16 protein-coding genes are annotated in these 13,955 nt (G+C 68.5%); 2 read left to right on the top strand and 14 right to left on the bottom strand.

The genetic code is table 11. From position 1 onward, the window contains the following. Positions 1-91: 91 nt before the first annotated feature. The 7 genes from ACWF99_RS17180 to sigE all read right to left on the bottom strand — a co-directional run bounded on the left by ACWF99_RS17180 (position 92) and on the right by sigE (position 6,120). A complete protein-coding gene (locus tag ACWF99_RS17180; protein ID WP_452536709.1) occupies positions 92-1,171 on the bottom strand; it encodes an XdhC family protein in 1,080 nt (359 codons plus the stop codon). A gap of 100 nt (positions 1,172-1,271) precedes the next feature. After that, the gene (locus tag ACWF99_RS17175) at positions 1,272-1,838 is read right to left on the bottom strand and encodes a hypothetical protein (RefSeq protein ID WP_378638256.1); all 567 of its coding nucleotides are present in this window, start codon (positions 1,836-1,838) and stop codon (positions 1,272-1,274) included. Positions 1,839-1,954: 116 nt separating this feature from the next. After that, entirely contained in the window at positions 1,955-2,812 is an 858-nt protein-coding gene (locus tag ACWF99_RS17170; protein WP_056813397.1) for a hypothetical protein, read from the bottom strand. Between the two features lie 191 nt (positions 2,813-3,003). Beyond that, a complete protein-coding gene (gene tatB, locus ACWF99_RS17165; protein ID WP_378993370.1) occupies positions 3,004-3,423 on the bottom strand; it encodes a Sec-independent protein translocase protein TatB in 420 nt (139 codons plus the stop codon). A gap of 33 nt (positions 3,424-3,456) precedes the next feature. Then, positions 3,457-5,004, bottom strand: coding sequence for a trypsin-like peptidase domain-containing protein (locus tag ACWF99_RS17160; RefSeq protein WP_452537155.1), 1,548 nt, complete (start codon positions 5,002-5,004; stop codon positions 3,457-3,459). A 25-nt stretch (positions 5,005-5,029) separates the two neighbouring features. Then, the gene (locus ACWF99_RS17155) at positions 5,030-5,398 is read right to left on the bottom strand and encodes a hypothetical protein (protein WP_378638261.1); all 369 of its coding nucleotides are present in this window, start codon (positions 5,396-5,398) and stop codon (positions 5,030-5,032) included. 59 nt (positions 5,399-5,457) lie between these two features. Continuing rightward, positions 5,458-6,120, bottom strand: coding sequence for an RNA polymerase sigma factor SigE (gene sigE, locus ACWF99_RS17150; RefSeq protein ID WP_378638262.1), 663 nt, complete (start codon positions 6,118-6,120; stop codon positions 5,458-5,460). A gap of 376 nt (positions 6,121-6,496) precedes the next feature. Here sigE and ACWF99_RS17145 point away from each other — a divergent pair, with 376 nt between their 5' ends. Beyond that, a complete protein-coding gene (locus tag ACWF99_RS17145; RefSeq protein WP_378638264.1) occupies positions 6,497-7,129 on the top strand; it encodes an O-methyltransferase in 633 nt (210 codons plus the stop codon). On the opposite strand, the gene glgC is transcribed toward ACWF99_RS17145, so the two are convergent. Beyond that, complete coding sequence (gene glgC, locus ACWF99_RS17140) at positions 7,126-8,343, bottom strand: glucose-1-phosphate adenylyltransferase (RefSeq protein WP_378638266.1); 1,218 nt, start codon at positions 8,341-8,343, stop codon at positions 7,126-7,128. The genes ACWF99_RS17145 and glgC overlap by 4 nt on opposite strands. Positions 8,344-8,453: 110 nt before the next feature. Between glgC and glgA the strand changes: the two genes are divergently transcribed. Beyond that, complete coding sequence (glgA, locus tag ACWF99_RS17135; protein WP_378638438.1) at positions 8,454-9,620, top strand: glycogen synthase; 1,167 nt, start codon at positions 8,454-8,456, stop codon at positions 9,618-9,620. Position 9,621: 1 nt separating this feature from the next. Here glgA and ACWF99_RS17130 read toward each other — a convergent pair whose 3' ends face one another. The 6 genes from ACWF99_RS17130 to ACWF99_RS17105 all read right to left on the bottom strand — a co-directional run bounded on the left by ACWF99_RS17130 (position 9,622) and on the right by ACWF99_RS17105 (position 13,864). Next, positions 9,622-10,452: a putative RNA methyltransferase gene (locus ACWF99_RS17130; RefSeq protein WP_452537154.1), complete on the bottom strand. Its 831-nt coding sequence runs from the start codon at positions 10,450-10,452 to the stop codon at positions 9,622-9,624. Next, positions 10,449-10,616, bottom strand: coding sequence for a DUF3117 domain-containing protein (locus ACWF99_RS17125; RefSeq protein ID WP_011211259.1), 168 nt, complete (start codon positions 10,614-10,616; stop codon positions 10,449-10,451). Before ACWF99_RS17125 ends, ACWF99_RS17130 begins: the two co-directional genes overlap by 4 nt. A gap of 106 nt (positions 10,617-10,722) precedes the next feature. Continuing rightward, positions 10,723-11,355: a DNA-3-methyladenine glycosylase I gene (locus tag ACWF99_RS17120; RefSeq protein ID WP_378638268.1), complete on the bottom strand. Its 633-nt coding sequence runs from the start codon at positions 11,353-11,355 to the stop codon at positions 10,723-10,725. Further along, positions 11,352-11,672 (bottom strand): DivIVA domain-containing protein, encoded by a 321-nt coding sequence (locus ACWF99_RS17115; RefSeq protein ID WP_378638270.1) that lies wholly within the window; start codon positions 11,670-11,672, stop codon positions 11,352-11,354. The genes ACWF99_RS17120 and ACWF99_RS17115 overlap by 4 nt, the downstream gene beginning before the upstream one ends. 119 nt (positions 11,673-11,791) lie before the next feature. Beyond that, a complete protein-coding gene (locus tag ACWF99_RS17110) occupies positions 11,792-12,928 on the bottom strand; it encodes an Mrp/NBP35 family ATP-binding protein (RefSeq protein ID WP_378638272.1) in 1,137 nt (378 codons plus the stop codon). Positions 12,929-13,000: 72 nt separating this feature from the next. After that, positions 13,001-13,864: a lytic transglycosylase domain-containing protein gene (locus ACWF99_RS17105; protein ID WP_452536705.1), complete on the bottom strand. Its 864-nt coding sequence runs from the start codon at positions 13,862-13,864 to the stop codon at positions 13,001-13,003. Positions 13,865-13,955 lie beyond the last annotated feature (91 nt).

Genomic DNA, 13,955 nt, shown 5'->3' with positions numbered 1-13,955 from the left:
CGGACAATCTGTTTCAGAACTTCGAAACAAACTGTATCGAAATTGTCCGCGGATGAACAGGTGCCGGGTTGTTCGTATCGTCGAGGCGCCTCTAGTCCGGCCGGCGGTGGATGGGGCCGTCGAGGTTCGCCAGGGGTTGGGCCGTGGTGTTTCCCCGGTCGGCGAGGACTTGGGCGAGGATGGAGACGGCGGTTTCTTCGGGCGTGTCGGCGGCCAGGTCGAGGCCGAGCGGGCTGCGGATGCGGGCGGTTTCGGCGGCGGTGAGGCCGGTATCGCGCAGGCGGACAGTGCGTTCGGCGTGCGCCCGGCGGGAGCCGAGTGCGCCGATGAATCCGACGTCCGGCAGGCGCAGGGCCGAAGCCAGCAGGGGAACGTCGAATTTCGGGTCGTGGGTGAGAACGCAGACGACCGTCCGGTCGTCGATGCGGCCCGCCTCCTGTTCCGCTTCGAGGTAGCGATGCGGCCAGTCGACGATCACCTCGTCGGCTGCCGGGAAACGGGTTGGGGTGGTGAAGGTCTCGCGGGCATCGACGACCGTGACGTGGTAACCGAGGTTCGTCGCGGCGACGGTCAGTGCTCGGGTGTAATCGTTGGCGCCGGCCAGGATCATCCGGGCGGGCGAGCGGAAGACCTGCACGAAGGTGCGGGGGCGGTCGGCTTGGGCCGGGGTGCAGTCCTGGGCGCCGACGAGGCCGTTGTGGCCCGCGGTGAGCAGGGCGGCGGCGTCGTGATCGAGGCCGCGCCATGGCGGGGAATCGCCGGGGTACAGGAGTTTTCGATCGGGGGCCGACTCGAGGGTCGTGGCGTACGCGACCGGGCGGTGCGCGTCGAGCGCGGCGTGGAGCGCGCGCAGGGTGGGCAGGTCGGTGCGATCGAGGCGTTCGACGAAGATTTCGATCTCGCCACCGCACGGCAGGCCGACGGTGAGTTCGTCGGCGGCGGCGAAACGCTCGATGGTGGCGTGGCCGTCGAGGAGAACCTGGTGGGCAGCGGTGAGTACCGCCGATTCGACGCAGCCGCCGGACAGCGAGCCGAGGACCCGTCCGTCCGCGGTGACCACCATCGCGGCCCCGGTTTCGCGCGGCCCGGCACCGGTCCGGTCGACGACCCTGGCCAGCGCGAGGGCCTGGTCGGGGAGCAACTCGAGCACCTGCCCGAGCAGATCACGCATCGCGCACCGGCCTCTCCACGATCACCGTCCGGGCGTTGTGACCGTGCTGACCAGCCTAGCTATCTCCGGGCATGCTCGCGCGGCGAGCGGCCGGGAGTCGTCAGTCGAGGATCTCGCGTTGCTGGAGCCCGGCCGGCACGGCACCGGTGTGGAAGAAGTCGCGGAAGATCGCCACCGCGTTGTCGGCGGTGAACACCTCTTCCGGGTAGACGTAGGTGTCCTCGTCGCCGTGCGGGAGGTAAACGGTCGGCAGGCCGAGCCGTCCGCCGGGTAGGCCGAGAGTGAAGCGCCGGGTGACGTGATCCACCGTGCTGCGCAGCTGCAGCGTCATCGCGTCCGCCGAGCCGGCGCAACCGAGCGCGAGATCGCCGCGCGCCGAACTCACCGAGGTGGTGACCTCGGTGGCGGGCACCGGTTCGGGCAGCACGGTCAGATCGAGCGCGTAACGCTGATGGCCGTCCATCCGGCGCAGGGGGCGCAAAAAGCTGTCCACGTCCTCGTGCGGGCCGATGAAGACCTTCAGGCGGTCGCTGTAGGTGACGCGATGGGTGGTGACGATGACGTCGCCGCTGGCCGGCCCCGCGTCGAAGGGCGGAACGGGCCTAGGGTGACCACTCGCGTGCACGGGCAGAACCCGGCATGCGCTGGCCTCAGGAGACGAGAACATCTGATGCTCACCTACTCACACTCGGTTACTCGCTAGCAATCTAACCATCGCGGGCGACTTGTGATCCATAACAGTACAGTGATGCAGATCACCAAGCACGGCGAGTTTAGATCAGCCTACGGACGAACCCGGGTCGTAGCCAACTTTGGGTCTGTTTCATGGCGGTATACCGGGGTGAGTAGATCTGCATCGACCGGTTCGCCGGTCGCGCGGTCGTACCGGACTGCGATGAGAACCGAGAACAGATGGCTGCTCGCGCGCTCGTGCAGGGTCGCCAACCGGGTTGCCAGCAATCGGATCGCACCCAGCGAGCCGGGCGGATGCAGCCCGTCGATCAGCATGATGCTGCCGCGGCGGTCGGGCCGGGGCAGCCGGGCGAGGTAGGCGATGTCGTGGGGTTCGGTGCCGCCCGGCCGGTACACGCGGCGTGCGGCCCTGTCCTCGATGCCACGCCGGGTATCGCCCGCGCGGGTGACGGTGCGGCGCAGGCGGGGATCGGCCACCACCAGCTGACGCAGGCTCGGCGAGAGCTCGGGCCCGCCGAGAATCACCAGTCCGTCGCGATTGAGGTCGATCGGCCTGCCCGGCATGAACGTCTCGACGTTCGCGGCGAAGCCGAGCTGCCGCAAGAGCTCGGCCAGGCGTTGGGCGGCTTGTGGGTCGGGTGCGCCGAGTAGCCTGCCGGAGCGGACCTCGGGGGCGAGCACGGTCAGCGTGCCGTGCCCGAAGAACAGTCCCTCGGGCACGGGGCCCTGGGTGCTCACCTGGTGGATGCGCGCACGCGACAATCCGGCGGCGGCACCGATCCGCGCGAACGTCCAGCCGTCGGCATGGAGTTCCCGGATCACGGCTCGCCGGATCCTCGTTAGTTCGTTGATGGTCTGCTGGGCAGCCGCCACCCCGTCGGTGGCTGCTTTGAGTCTCTCGACCTTGTCTTCGATCGCGAAAACTCGTGCCACGTCATCGGCCGACATGTGCGAAGTCTAGACAGCTCGACAGCGTTGTGTGTCTATAACGGTTGACATCGAACTGTCTTGCGAGACAACGGTCTCGGGCGTGGATTGTCGGCAAATCACAGACGGGCGAGGTCGCCGCCGCAGTGTTCGGGCGGCGCGACCTCGTAGCAAATGCCGACCGTGCGGTGTGTTTGCTGGTCCGGAGCGTGCTAGGTCGCGTCGTAGTCGACCGGGGGGCGCTCGTTGCGCTCCAGCGACTTCTGCGGCTCGGGCTTCGCCGGGGTGCCGGGCATGCCGCTGCTGGTGCCGAACAGTTGCTGCTTGTCGGGCACCGCGCTCTCCAGATCGCGCAGCACCGAGTCGTCACCGCCCAGCAGGTGCTTGGTGACCACGGCCCGCGGACTCATCCCGCGCAACTCGTTCAGCTCCGCCAGCGGCTTGCGCAGGTCGTCGAACTCCGGCCCGAGTTCCTGCTTCAACTGAGAAGTGGCGCCGCTGGCGTAGTCGCGCGCCTGGCGCAGCGCGCCCGTGGTCCAGCGGACGGCACCGGGCAGTCGCTCCGGGCCGAGGATCACGAGGGCGGCGACGAGCAGAATCATCATCTCGCTCCACCCGATGTTGCTGAACACGGATCCAGGCTACCCGTCGCGCGGCGTCGAAGCTCAGTCGGATTCGAGGGTGACCGGCACGTCCACCTGCCTGCCATCACGGATCAACTGCACGTTCACCCTGTCGCCGATCTTGTGCTGCTGCACGGCGACCACCAGTTCGTCGGGCCCGGTGACCTCGCGGTCGCCGATCCGCACGACCACGTCGCCCTCGACGATGCCCGCCTTGTCGGCGGGGCTGCCCGGCGTCACATCGGCGACGGCGGCACCGCTCATCACCTCGTTGGCGACGGTCTTGGTGCGCGCGCTCAGACCGATAACCGGGTGGTGCATCTGGCCGTCGCGGATCAGGGTCTGGGTGACGGTGGTCATCACATCGACGGGGATGGCGAAGCCGAGGCCCACCGAACCGCCGGTCTCGCTGCGGATGGCGGTGTTGATGCCCACCACGCGGCCCTGCATGTCGACCAGCGCGCCACCGGAGTTACCCGGGTTGATGGCGGCGTCGGTCTGCACGGCGTCGATCACCGCGTTGGTGTCGCTGCCTTCGCCCGCGAGCTTCACGGGACGGTGCAGGGCGCTGACGATGCCGGACGTGACGGTCTTGCTCAGGCCCAGCGGCGAACCGACCGCCAGCACGTCGTCGCCGACCTGTACGTCGGCGGACTTCCCGAGATTGGCCACGGTCAGGTTCTTCGCCTCGACCTTGAGCACCGCGAGGTCGGTCTTGGGATCGCGGCCGACGATCTGCGCGGGCACCCGGGTGCCGTCGGAGAACTGCACCTGGATGGCGGCCCGGTTGGACTTGTCGGTCGCGGCCATCGAGATCACGTGATTGTTCGTGACGACATACCCGCCGCCGTCGATCACCACGCCGGAGCCGGTCGCGCCGTTGTCGCCGACGGTGACCCGGATCGACACCACCGAGGGCAGAACGGCATTGGCGACGGCGGCGATCTGACTGTGCGGAGTCTCGACACCCGCGCTCTGATCGAGGGTCACCTTGCGTGAGGTGAGCGTGGACGCGGTCTCCGCGGTGACCCGGCCGACGAGCCCGCCGATCACGGCGATGCCGAGCGCCAGCGCGGCCAAGATCGCGAGCGCCTTGGGCGCCACCCGCGAACCGAACAGCACCTCGCGCGCGCTCAGCTTGTCCGCGACAGGCAGCCGGGCGGGCGGGGGAGTGTCGACGGCGGGCGAACCGAGCCTGGCCGCCGCGTCGGGGTCACGCCACGGATCCACCGGGCCCGCGATGACGGTCTTCGGCTCGTCGGCGCCGGGCTCGCGCTGCAGCAGCTCCGAGGAGCCCTCGGGCCGGGCGAACGCTTCGGCGAGCACGCCGTCCGGCGGGCGCTGGACGAGTCCGTCGTCGGCACCCTTGCCGGCCGCGCGCTGGGGGTCGTGCGGTGCGAACGAACCGGCTTGGCCGTTCGGGCGGCGGAACGCGCGCGCGGTGTGGCTGTCGATGTGCGGCCGGTAGACCGGGCGCGGGCCGAGGCTCGGCGCGTCGGAAGGGCGCAGGGTGCCCCGCGCGTCCTTGCGTGCGTCCGTCCTGGGTGATTCAGCCCCCGAATCCGAGTGGTCGGCCGATCCGGAATTCATCGATTCGCCTGTCACGTCGCAGACTCTACTTGCGCCGCCACGTTGTCCACCGGGTCGCGGTGAAGGAATCTGTGATGAATCCGAGAAATGCCTCGTTACGGCGTTGCGGTTCGGGTGCGTTGCCGGGGAGGTCGGCCAGCGGGATGCGCGAGAGGCTGTCGTGCAGGCTGCGCGGAATCGCCACCTCGGCGGCGCGGCGCAGCGCGATCCGCGCCTGCTGCTGGGCATCGACCTCGGCCGCGCATTCGGTGCAGACCGAAAGATGCTGGGCGGCACGCAGATACGCGTTCATCCGTAGTTCGCCGTCGACGAAGGCCGCGACAGCCTCACTGGCCAAGTGCTCGGTGGGCTGAAAGCGCGGTGGGCGACCTGCGGCACTGGGGTCCACACTCATGCGGATTTCTTCCTTCCGACCGACATCACCTGAGCCACCGGGTGACGTCGGAACACCCGTCACACCGATGGGGCTTCAGCGGAGTACCGCTGCTCACTTCCATTATGCGCAAGGTACTCGCGCAGTGCCTGACGCCCGCGATGGATCCGGCTGCGCACGGTTCCGAGCTTCACCCCGAGCGTGGCACCGATCTCCTCGTAGGACAGACCCTCGATGTCACACAGGACCACGGCGGCACGGAACTCCGGCGCCAGCGAATCGAGTGCTTTCTGCAGGTCCGGGTCGAGACGGGAGTCGTGGTAGGCGTCCTCGGGGGTCGGCCCTTCGGCGGGCACCCGGTCGTAGTCCTCGGGCAGCGCTTCCATCCGGATGCGGTTGCGGCGGCGGACCATGTCGAGGAACAGGTTGGTGGTGATGCGGTGCAGCCAGCCCTCGAAGGTGCCGGGCTGGTAGTTCTGCAGCGAGCGGAACACCCGGATGAAGGTGTCCTGCGTGAGGTCCTCGGCGTCCTGGGCATCGCCGGAGAGGCGGTAGGCCAGGCGGTAGACCCGGTCGGCGTGTTCGCGGACGAGTTCGTCCCAGGACGGCATGGCGGCGCGATCGCCGGTCGCGTCGAAAGCGGCGGTGCCGGTGAGTTCGGCGTCGAGTTCTTCGGCTTCTGCCGCGATGAGATCAGCGGGCAGAGTCTGGTCGGTGGCGTCTTGACGCGCCGTGTCTACCATTGGGATGGGACACCTCCTACTCGGGACCGCTGGCACGAAACCTCGCTGGTCCGGGTCAGCGAACCTTGCTTACCGACAATCAACCAGCAACTGTGTGCGGTTGTTCCCGAGCCTCGTGCCCGCCGCGATCGGCTGGCCTTGCGTAGGGCAACTATTTCCTGCCCTGATATGGGTCAGGTGTGGAGATCCTGAGTGTGACCTGAGAATTCTGGTCGGACTCGAGCCTAGTCCCGCCGGCAACGGAGAACCAGCAGTTCGGGGACTGTTGTGACCGATCCGCAAACCTCCGGCAATTGTTCGGGTTCGGTGCGACACAGTGCCGGATCCGTCCCTTTGCTGAATACACATACCCCTCCGGTGGCTTAGCCTCATAGCTGTGGCATCGAACGTGGAGCGGAACCTGGCCTATGTGGAGGAGTCCGTCGTCGAGGACGAGGTCCTTCTCGAAGCGCGTGAGCGGGCCACCGAATTGGGTGCCGCGCCGGTGCCCGCGGCGGTCGGCGCGCTGCTGAGCATGTACGCGCAGATGCTGGGTGCGCGCTCGGTGGTAGAGGTCGGTACCGGGGCGGGCGTCAGCGGGCTGTGGCTGCTCGACGGGATGCGGGAGGACGGGACCCTGACGACGATCGACTCCGAGCCCGAGCATCAGCGCGCGGCCAAGGAGGCGTTCCGGACCGCCGAGATCACCCCGTCGCGCACGCGCCTGATCAACGGGCGCGCGCTGGACGTGCTGCCCCGGCTGGCCGACGGCTCCTACGACCTGGTCTTTATCGACGCGGCGCCGATGGAACACCCCCACTACGTCGAACAGGGCGTGCGGCTGCTGCGTGCGGGTGGCGCGTTCATCCTCAACAACGCGCTACTCGGCGGGCGGGTGCCCGATCAGGAACAGCGTGACCCGGCGACGCAGGCCGTGCGCGCGGCCACCAGGGCGATCGCCGAGAACCCCGAGCTCACCAGCGTGCTGATCCCGATCGGCGACGGTCTGCTCTGCGCCTCGCGGGGCTAACCGACCCAGATCCCCTTGCCGACGGTGACCACACCGCCGTTGCTGACGGCGAAACGCTCGCGGTCGCGGTCGAGATCGAGGCCGATGATCTCGCCCTCGCCGACCACCACGTTCTTGTCCAGGATCGCGTGGCGCACCACCGCGCCACGCCCGATCCGCACACCGGGCATCAACACACTGCCCTCGACCGTCGCGCCGTCCTCGATCACCACGTTCGAGCTCAGCACCGAATTGCGGACCGTGGCCGCCGACAGGATCGAGCCTGCTCCGACGATCGATTCCTGGGCGAGCCCGCCCTGCGCGAACTTCGCCGGCGGCAGGTTCTCCGCCGCGCCGCGAATCGGCCAGTGCTTGTTGTAGAGGTTGAAGACGGGGTGCACCGAGACCAGGTCCATGTGCGCCTCGTAGAAGGCGTCGATGGTGCCGACGTCGCGCCAGTAGCCGCGGTCGCGTTCGGTGGCGCCGGGGACGTCGTTGTCGGCGAAGTCGTAGACGGCTGCCTTGCCGTCGGCGACCAGCTTCGGGATGATGTCGCCGCCCATATCGTGGTCGGAATCGGAGTTCGCGGCGTCGGCGCGGATGGCGTCGACCAGCACGCGGGTGGTGAACACGTAGTTGCCCATCGAGGCGAACGTCACGTTCGGGTCGTCGGGGGTACCCGGCGGGTGCGCGGGCTTCTCCAGGAACTGGGTGATCTTGCCGGACTCGTCGGAGTCGATGCAGCCGAACGCGCTGGCCTCGGCCCTCGGCACCCGGATCCCCGCGACGGTGACACCGGCGCCCGAGGCGATATGGCTGGCCACCATCTGTTCCGGATCCATCCGGTACACGTGGTCGGCGCCGAACACCACGATGTAGTCGGGATCCTCGTCGTAGATCAGGTTGAGCGACTGCATGATCGCGTCGGCGCTGCCGGTGTACCAGCGCGGCCCGAGACGCTGCTGGGCAGGCACCGGGGTGATGTACTCACCGGTGAAGCCGGACAGCCGCCAGGTCTGGGAGATGTGGCGATCGAGCGAGTGCGACTTGTACTGGGTGAGCACGCACAGACGCAGGTATCCCGCGTTCACGAGGTTGCTCAACACGAAGTCGATGAGCCGGTAGGCGCCACCGAACGGAACCGCCGGCTTGGCGCGGTCGGCCGTGAGTGGAAACAGTCGTTTGCCCTCGCCACCGGCGAGCACGATCCCGAGTACGTGCGGCTGGCTCCTCACCCTGCTCAAAGTACAGGGCCAGCGAGGTTACGGTGGCCCATGTCGACCCGAGGGTCTAATTTGGACCGGTGAGTGATGGCACCGACAGCGAGCAGACTCCAGCGCAACCGCTGCGGGTGGCGATGCTGACCCGGGAGTATCCCCCCGAGGTGTACGGCGGTGCGGGAGTACATGTCACCGAACTCACTTCCCGATTGCGTGAGCTCTGTGACGTCACCGTGCACTGCATGGGCGCGCCGCGCGCCGGTGCGGTGGTGCATCGCCCCGACCCCGAGCTGTACGCCGCCAACGCCGCGTTGCAGATGATGTCGGCGCAGCTGCGGATGGCCGACGCGGCGGGCGGCGTGGACGTGGTGCATTCGCACACCTGGTACGCGGGCCTGGCCGGTCATCTCGCCGCCATGCTGTACGGGATCCCCCATGTGCTCACCGCGCATTCGCTGGAACCGCGCAGGCCGTGGAAGGCCGAGCAGCTCGGTGGCGGGTACCGGCTGTCGTCGTGGTCGGAACGCAACGCGATGGAGAACGCCGACGCGGTGATCGCGGTCAGCGAAGGCATGCGCCACGATGTGCTCGACGCCTATCCCGCGATCGACCCCGATCGAGTCCATGTAGTGCACAACGGTATCGACGCGAGCGTGTGGCACCCGGGCCCGCCCGCCGCCGACGAGGCGCCGGTGCTCGAGCGGCTCGGCGTGCGCGCCGACCTGCCGATCGTGTCCTTCGTCGGGCGGATCACCCGGCAGAAGGGCGTCGGGCACCTGCTCGCCGCGGCCGCCTCGTTCGCCCCGGACATCCAGGTGGTGCTGTGCGCGGGTGCGGCCGATACCAAGGAACTCGAGGTGGAGGTCGCCGCCGCCGTCGACGGATTGCAGCGGCAGCGCGGCAACGTCTTCTGGGTGAAGGAGATGCTCCCCGCCGAGCAGGTCCGCCAGATCCTGTCCGCTTCGTCGGTCTTCGTGTGCCCGTCGGTGTACGAACCGCTGGGCATCGTGAATCTGGAGGCGATGGCGTGCGCGACCGCCGTCGTGGCCTCGGACGTCGGCGGGATTCCGGAGGTGGTCGACGACGGGGTCACCGGGCGTCTGGTGCACTACGACCCCGAGGCGACCGGGGAATACGAGCGCGGGCTCGCCGCCGCGGTGAACGAGGTCGCGGGGGATCCGGCCTTGGCCGTGCGCTACGGCGAGGCCGGGCGGGCGAGGGCGATCGCGGAGTTCGACTGGGCGCGGATCGCCGAGCACACGCTCGACGTGTACCGGAGTGTGTTGCGCTAGGTCAGCGGTTCGGCAGATAGGTCGACACGGTGACCGACGCCGTCACCTCGGTGACGTCCGGCAGTGCCGCGATGCGTGGATCGTCGGCGGATGTGCGGTGGAAGGCCGACGGGCCCATCGCGACGACATGGGTGACATCGGTGCGAGACAGCTTCATCGGGAACTCGACGAGGGTGTGCTCGGCACGGGCGAACGCGCCCGCGAGCGAGTCGGCCAGGCGCCGGTCCTTGTCCGGGTCGACGCCCACCATGCCGAGGGGGCCGATCAGCTCGCCCAGATGACGCGTCGTGGGAGCGACGACGACGAAGCGTCCGCCGGGCGCGAGGACGCGGGCGACCTCGGCGGGGTTGCGCGGGGCGAACACCGACAGCACGCCGGTGACGGCATCGTCGCGCAGTGGCAGGCCGCGCCAGGCGTCAGCGAGTACGGAGGCCGCGCGAAGGTGCGCGCGGGCGGCTCGACGGGCGGCGGGCTTTGCCACATCCAAGGCGATGCCGAGCGCATCGGGGTGCGCGTCGAGCACGTCGGCGAGGTAGTAGCCCGTGCCCGCCCCGATTTCGAGCACCGTCGCGACGGTGTCGAAGGCACGAGTGATCGCCGCGGCGATCGGGGCGAAATGGCCCGCACCCTGAAAAGCGGCGCGGGCGTCGAGCATGTCGGGGGTGTCGCCGGTCATTTTCGTCGATGCGCCGGTCAGCAGTCCGACATAGCCCTGGCGGGCGATGTCGAAGCTGTGACCGGTACCGCATCGCAGCGCACGATCGTGCGGTTGCAGCTCGTCGCCGCACTCCGGGCAGGCCAGAAGTGCGGCGACCTCGGTCAGCGCATTCAGCTGGTGACGCTCTTCAGTTCGTCACCGAGCGCCGCAGCCTCGTCCGGTGTGAGTTCGACGACCAGACGCCCGCCACCCTCGAGTGGAACCCGCATGACGATTCCACGACCTTCCTTGGTTGCTTCGAGGGGACCGTCCCCGGTACGGGGCTTCATGGCCGCCATCCTCTGCTCCCTCCAGATCTGCGCGGTGGTTCTGCGCACTGTTTTCTCGTCTGCCGGTTGTCGCCAACCAGCGGGCTCGCCGGGTGTTCGGCGGGCCACACCGGTCCTATTCTTCCCTATTGCCGTCGCGGGCGGACACCTGAGTGCGAAATGTGACTGCGGAGTCGGTTCCGTTCGGTACCGCTGCCACCCAGCAAACATCCAGGTGATCGTCCACCATGCCGGTTGCCTGCATGAGGGCATACGCCGTCGTCGGGCCGACGAAAGCGAACCCTCGGCGCTTCAATTCCTTTGCCAGAGCAATGGATTCGGGTGTGGTGGCGGGCACATTCTCGATCGAGGTCGGCCGTGGGCGTGGCGCGGGTGCGAACGACCACAGCAGCTCGTCCAGGCTCACCGGCAGGTCGCGAGCAACCCGGGCGTTGTTGATCACCGCGTCGATCTTGGCGCGGTTGCGCACGATGCCCGCGTCGGCCAGCAGCCGCGCGCGGTCGTGATCGTCGAACTCGGCGACCTTCGCGATCTCGAAACCGGCGAACGCACTGCGGAAGGCGGGCCGTTTACGCAGGACGGTGATCCAGGCCAGGCCGGACTGGAAGGCCTCGAGGCAGAGCCGTTCGAACATGGCGTCGTCACCGTGCAGGGGCTGACCCCATTCGGTGTCGTGGTAATCGCGGTACAGCTGCGAGCCGGTCGACCAGTCGCAGCGCACGAGGCCGTCGTCGGCGAGCTCGCTCACCCGCGATCCTGGCCCGCCGCCACCTGCGCCTGCCACTGCCGAGCCTGCGCCAGCTCGAACTCGAGTTCGTCGATCCGCTCGGCCAGCCTGCCCAGCGCCCAGTCGACCTCGCCGGCCTTGTACCCACGCACCACCTGCTGGAATCGCAACGCCCGCACATCGGCCCCCGTGACGCCGTCGGCGGGCAGCACGGTAGCGGTGGTCCCCTCGGGTAAGGGCCCGAGCTCCTCGGACCGCCCGAATACCGCACTGGCGACGAGGAACAGCATCGCCGCGACCAACCCGACGATGAGCACGTAAAGAAGCAGCGTCAGCATGAAGCTCCTCCGCCTCTCCGCGTATTCGAGCCGGACTCGTGTGCGGACTTGCGCGCCGTTGGCGACCGACGGTTCTCGAGGTCGTCAGGTTTGCACGTACCCGGTGAGTTACCCATGTTCTACAGGTGTCGAGTGGTATCGATGCCGAGGGACATGCCCGCGAGGCCACGCTTGCGGACGGCGAGTTTGTCGGCGATACCGAGCAGGGCGACGGCGGCGGGGTTCGCCGGGTCGGCGAGCACGATCGGGTTGCCGTCGTCGCCGCCTTCGCGCAGGGCCTGCTCGATCGGGACCTGGCCGAGTAGCGGCACATTCGAGCCGACGGCGCGGGTGAGGCGGTCGGCGACGACCTGGCCGCCGCCGGAGCCGTAGAGCTCCATGCGCGAACCATCCGGCAGGTCGAGCCAGGACATGTTCTCCACGACCCCGGCGATGCGCTGGCGGGTCTGCAGGGCGATCGCACCCGCACGCTCGGCCACTTCGGCGGCGGCGATCTGCGGGGTGGTGACGACCAGGATCTCGGCGCTCGGGATGAGCTGGGCGAGGGAGATCGCGACGTCGCCGGTGCCGGGCGGCAGGTCGAGCAGCAGCACGTCCAGGTCGCCCCAGAACACATCGGCGAGGAACTGCTGCAGCGCGCGGTGCAGCATCGGACCGCGCCACACCACGGGGGTGTTGCCCTGGGTGAACTGCGCGATCGAGATCATCTTCACGTCGTGCGCCACCGGCGGCATGATCATCCGCTCGACCTGGGTGGGCTTGGCGTCGGAGCCGAGCATGCGCGGGATGGAGTGGCCGTAGATATCGGCGTCGAGCACACCGACCGACAGTCCACGCTGGGCCAGCGCGACGGCGAGGTTGGCGGTGACGCTGGACTTGCCGACGCCACCCTTACCGGAAGCCACCGCGTAGACGCGGGTCAGCGAACCGGGCTGGGCGAACGGAATGACGGGCTCGGCCGAATCGCCGCGCAGCGACTTGCGCAGCTCGGTGCGCTGCTCATCGCTCATCACATCGAGATCGACGGTCACCGCCCCCGCGCCGTTGACGTCCGCGACGGCCTTGGTGACCCGCTGGATGATCTCGGTCCGCAACGGGCACCCGGAGGTGGTCAGGTAGATCTCGATGTGCACATCACCGCTGTCGGCGATGGCGATGGACTTGACCATCCCCAACTCGGTGATCGGTTTGCGGATCTCCGGGTCGTCGACCTTCGCGAGCGCCGCCCGCACATCCGCTTCCGTAATCACTGACATACCCCCGATGTTATGCGCCCCCGGATCGGTCGACGATCCGGGGACGACAGTCGCCGGCCGGTAGGCCGCTTCCTAGTGGATTCGGGGGAGGTCCTGGGGCTTGGGGGCGAGGCCGCTGGAGTAGGAACCCGACCAGGCCATCACGTTGGCGACGTAGGCCATCGAGTTGTTGTAGCGCAGGATCGCCTTCGACTGCTGGGAGAGGTCGCGCATGTTCAGGCCACCGTCGCACAGGTAGCGGCCCGCGGTGAGGGCCGCGTCGAAGAGGTTCTGGGGGTCGGCGTTGCCGTCGGCGTTGCCGTCGGCGGCGTATCGGTGCCAGGTCTCGGGCAGGAACTGCATCGGGCCGATGGCGCGGTCGTAGCCGCCGAGGCCGTCGAGCTCGCCGCCGTCGGTGTCGTGGATGACATTGTTGCCGGAGAGGCTGCCGTCGAGGACGGGCCCGTAGACCGCCTTGATCGGGTTACCCTGCGCGTCGGCCTTGCCGTAGGCGTGGGTGGACTCGACGCGGCCGATGCCCGCCAGCAGCGACCAGGACATCCCGCAGTGCGGATTCTCCACGGCCAGTTGCTGTTCGGCGGTCTGGTAGGCGGCGACGGCGATGCCCGGAATGCCGAGCGGACCCGCGGGCATATCGGCGGACGCGCGATCATCCGGCAGTGCAACGGTTTTCACGACCGGCGCGGCCGAGGGCGACTGGCGCGCTTCCGCGTGGACGACCTCGGCGATGTCGGCCTGAGGCGACGAGACCAGATCGGCCGTAGCCTCCGGCTCGGCGCCGGGCAGCAGGTCGTGCTCGACAGCTGCGTTGGTTGCCGGGGTCGCCTCGGTGGCGGCCGCGGTCACGGCTACCAATCCAGCGGGGACCAATCCGGTCAGTGCGATGAGCGAGCTACGGCGAACTGTCGTAGCAGGCTGTTTCCGATGACGACCCACTGTGTGGTGCCCTCCTCAACCGTGTTGGATGAGAAGAGATTACCGCACCCGAGACCTTTTTGTTACCCCTCCGTGATCTGTATTTCGGTTT

It is taken from the genome of Nocardia sp. NPDC055002 (assembly GCF_053608825.1).
This window is presented reverse-complemented; position numbering and strand designations above follow the sequence as displayed.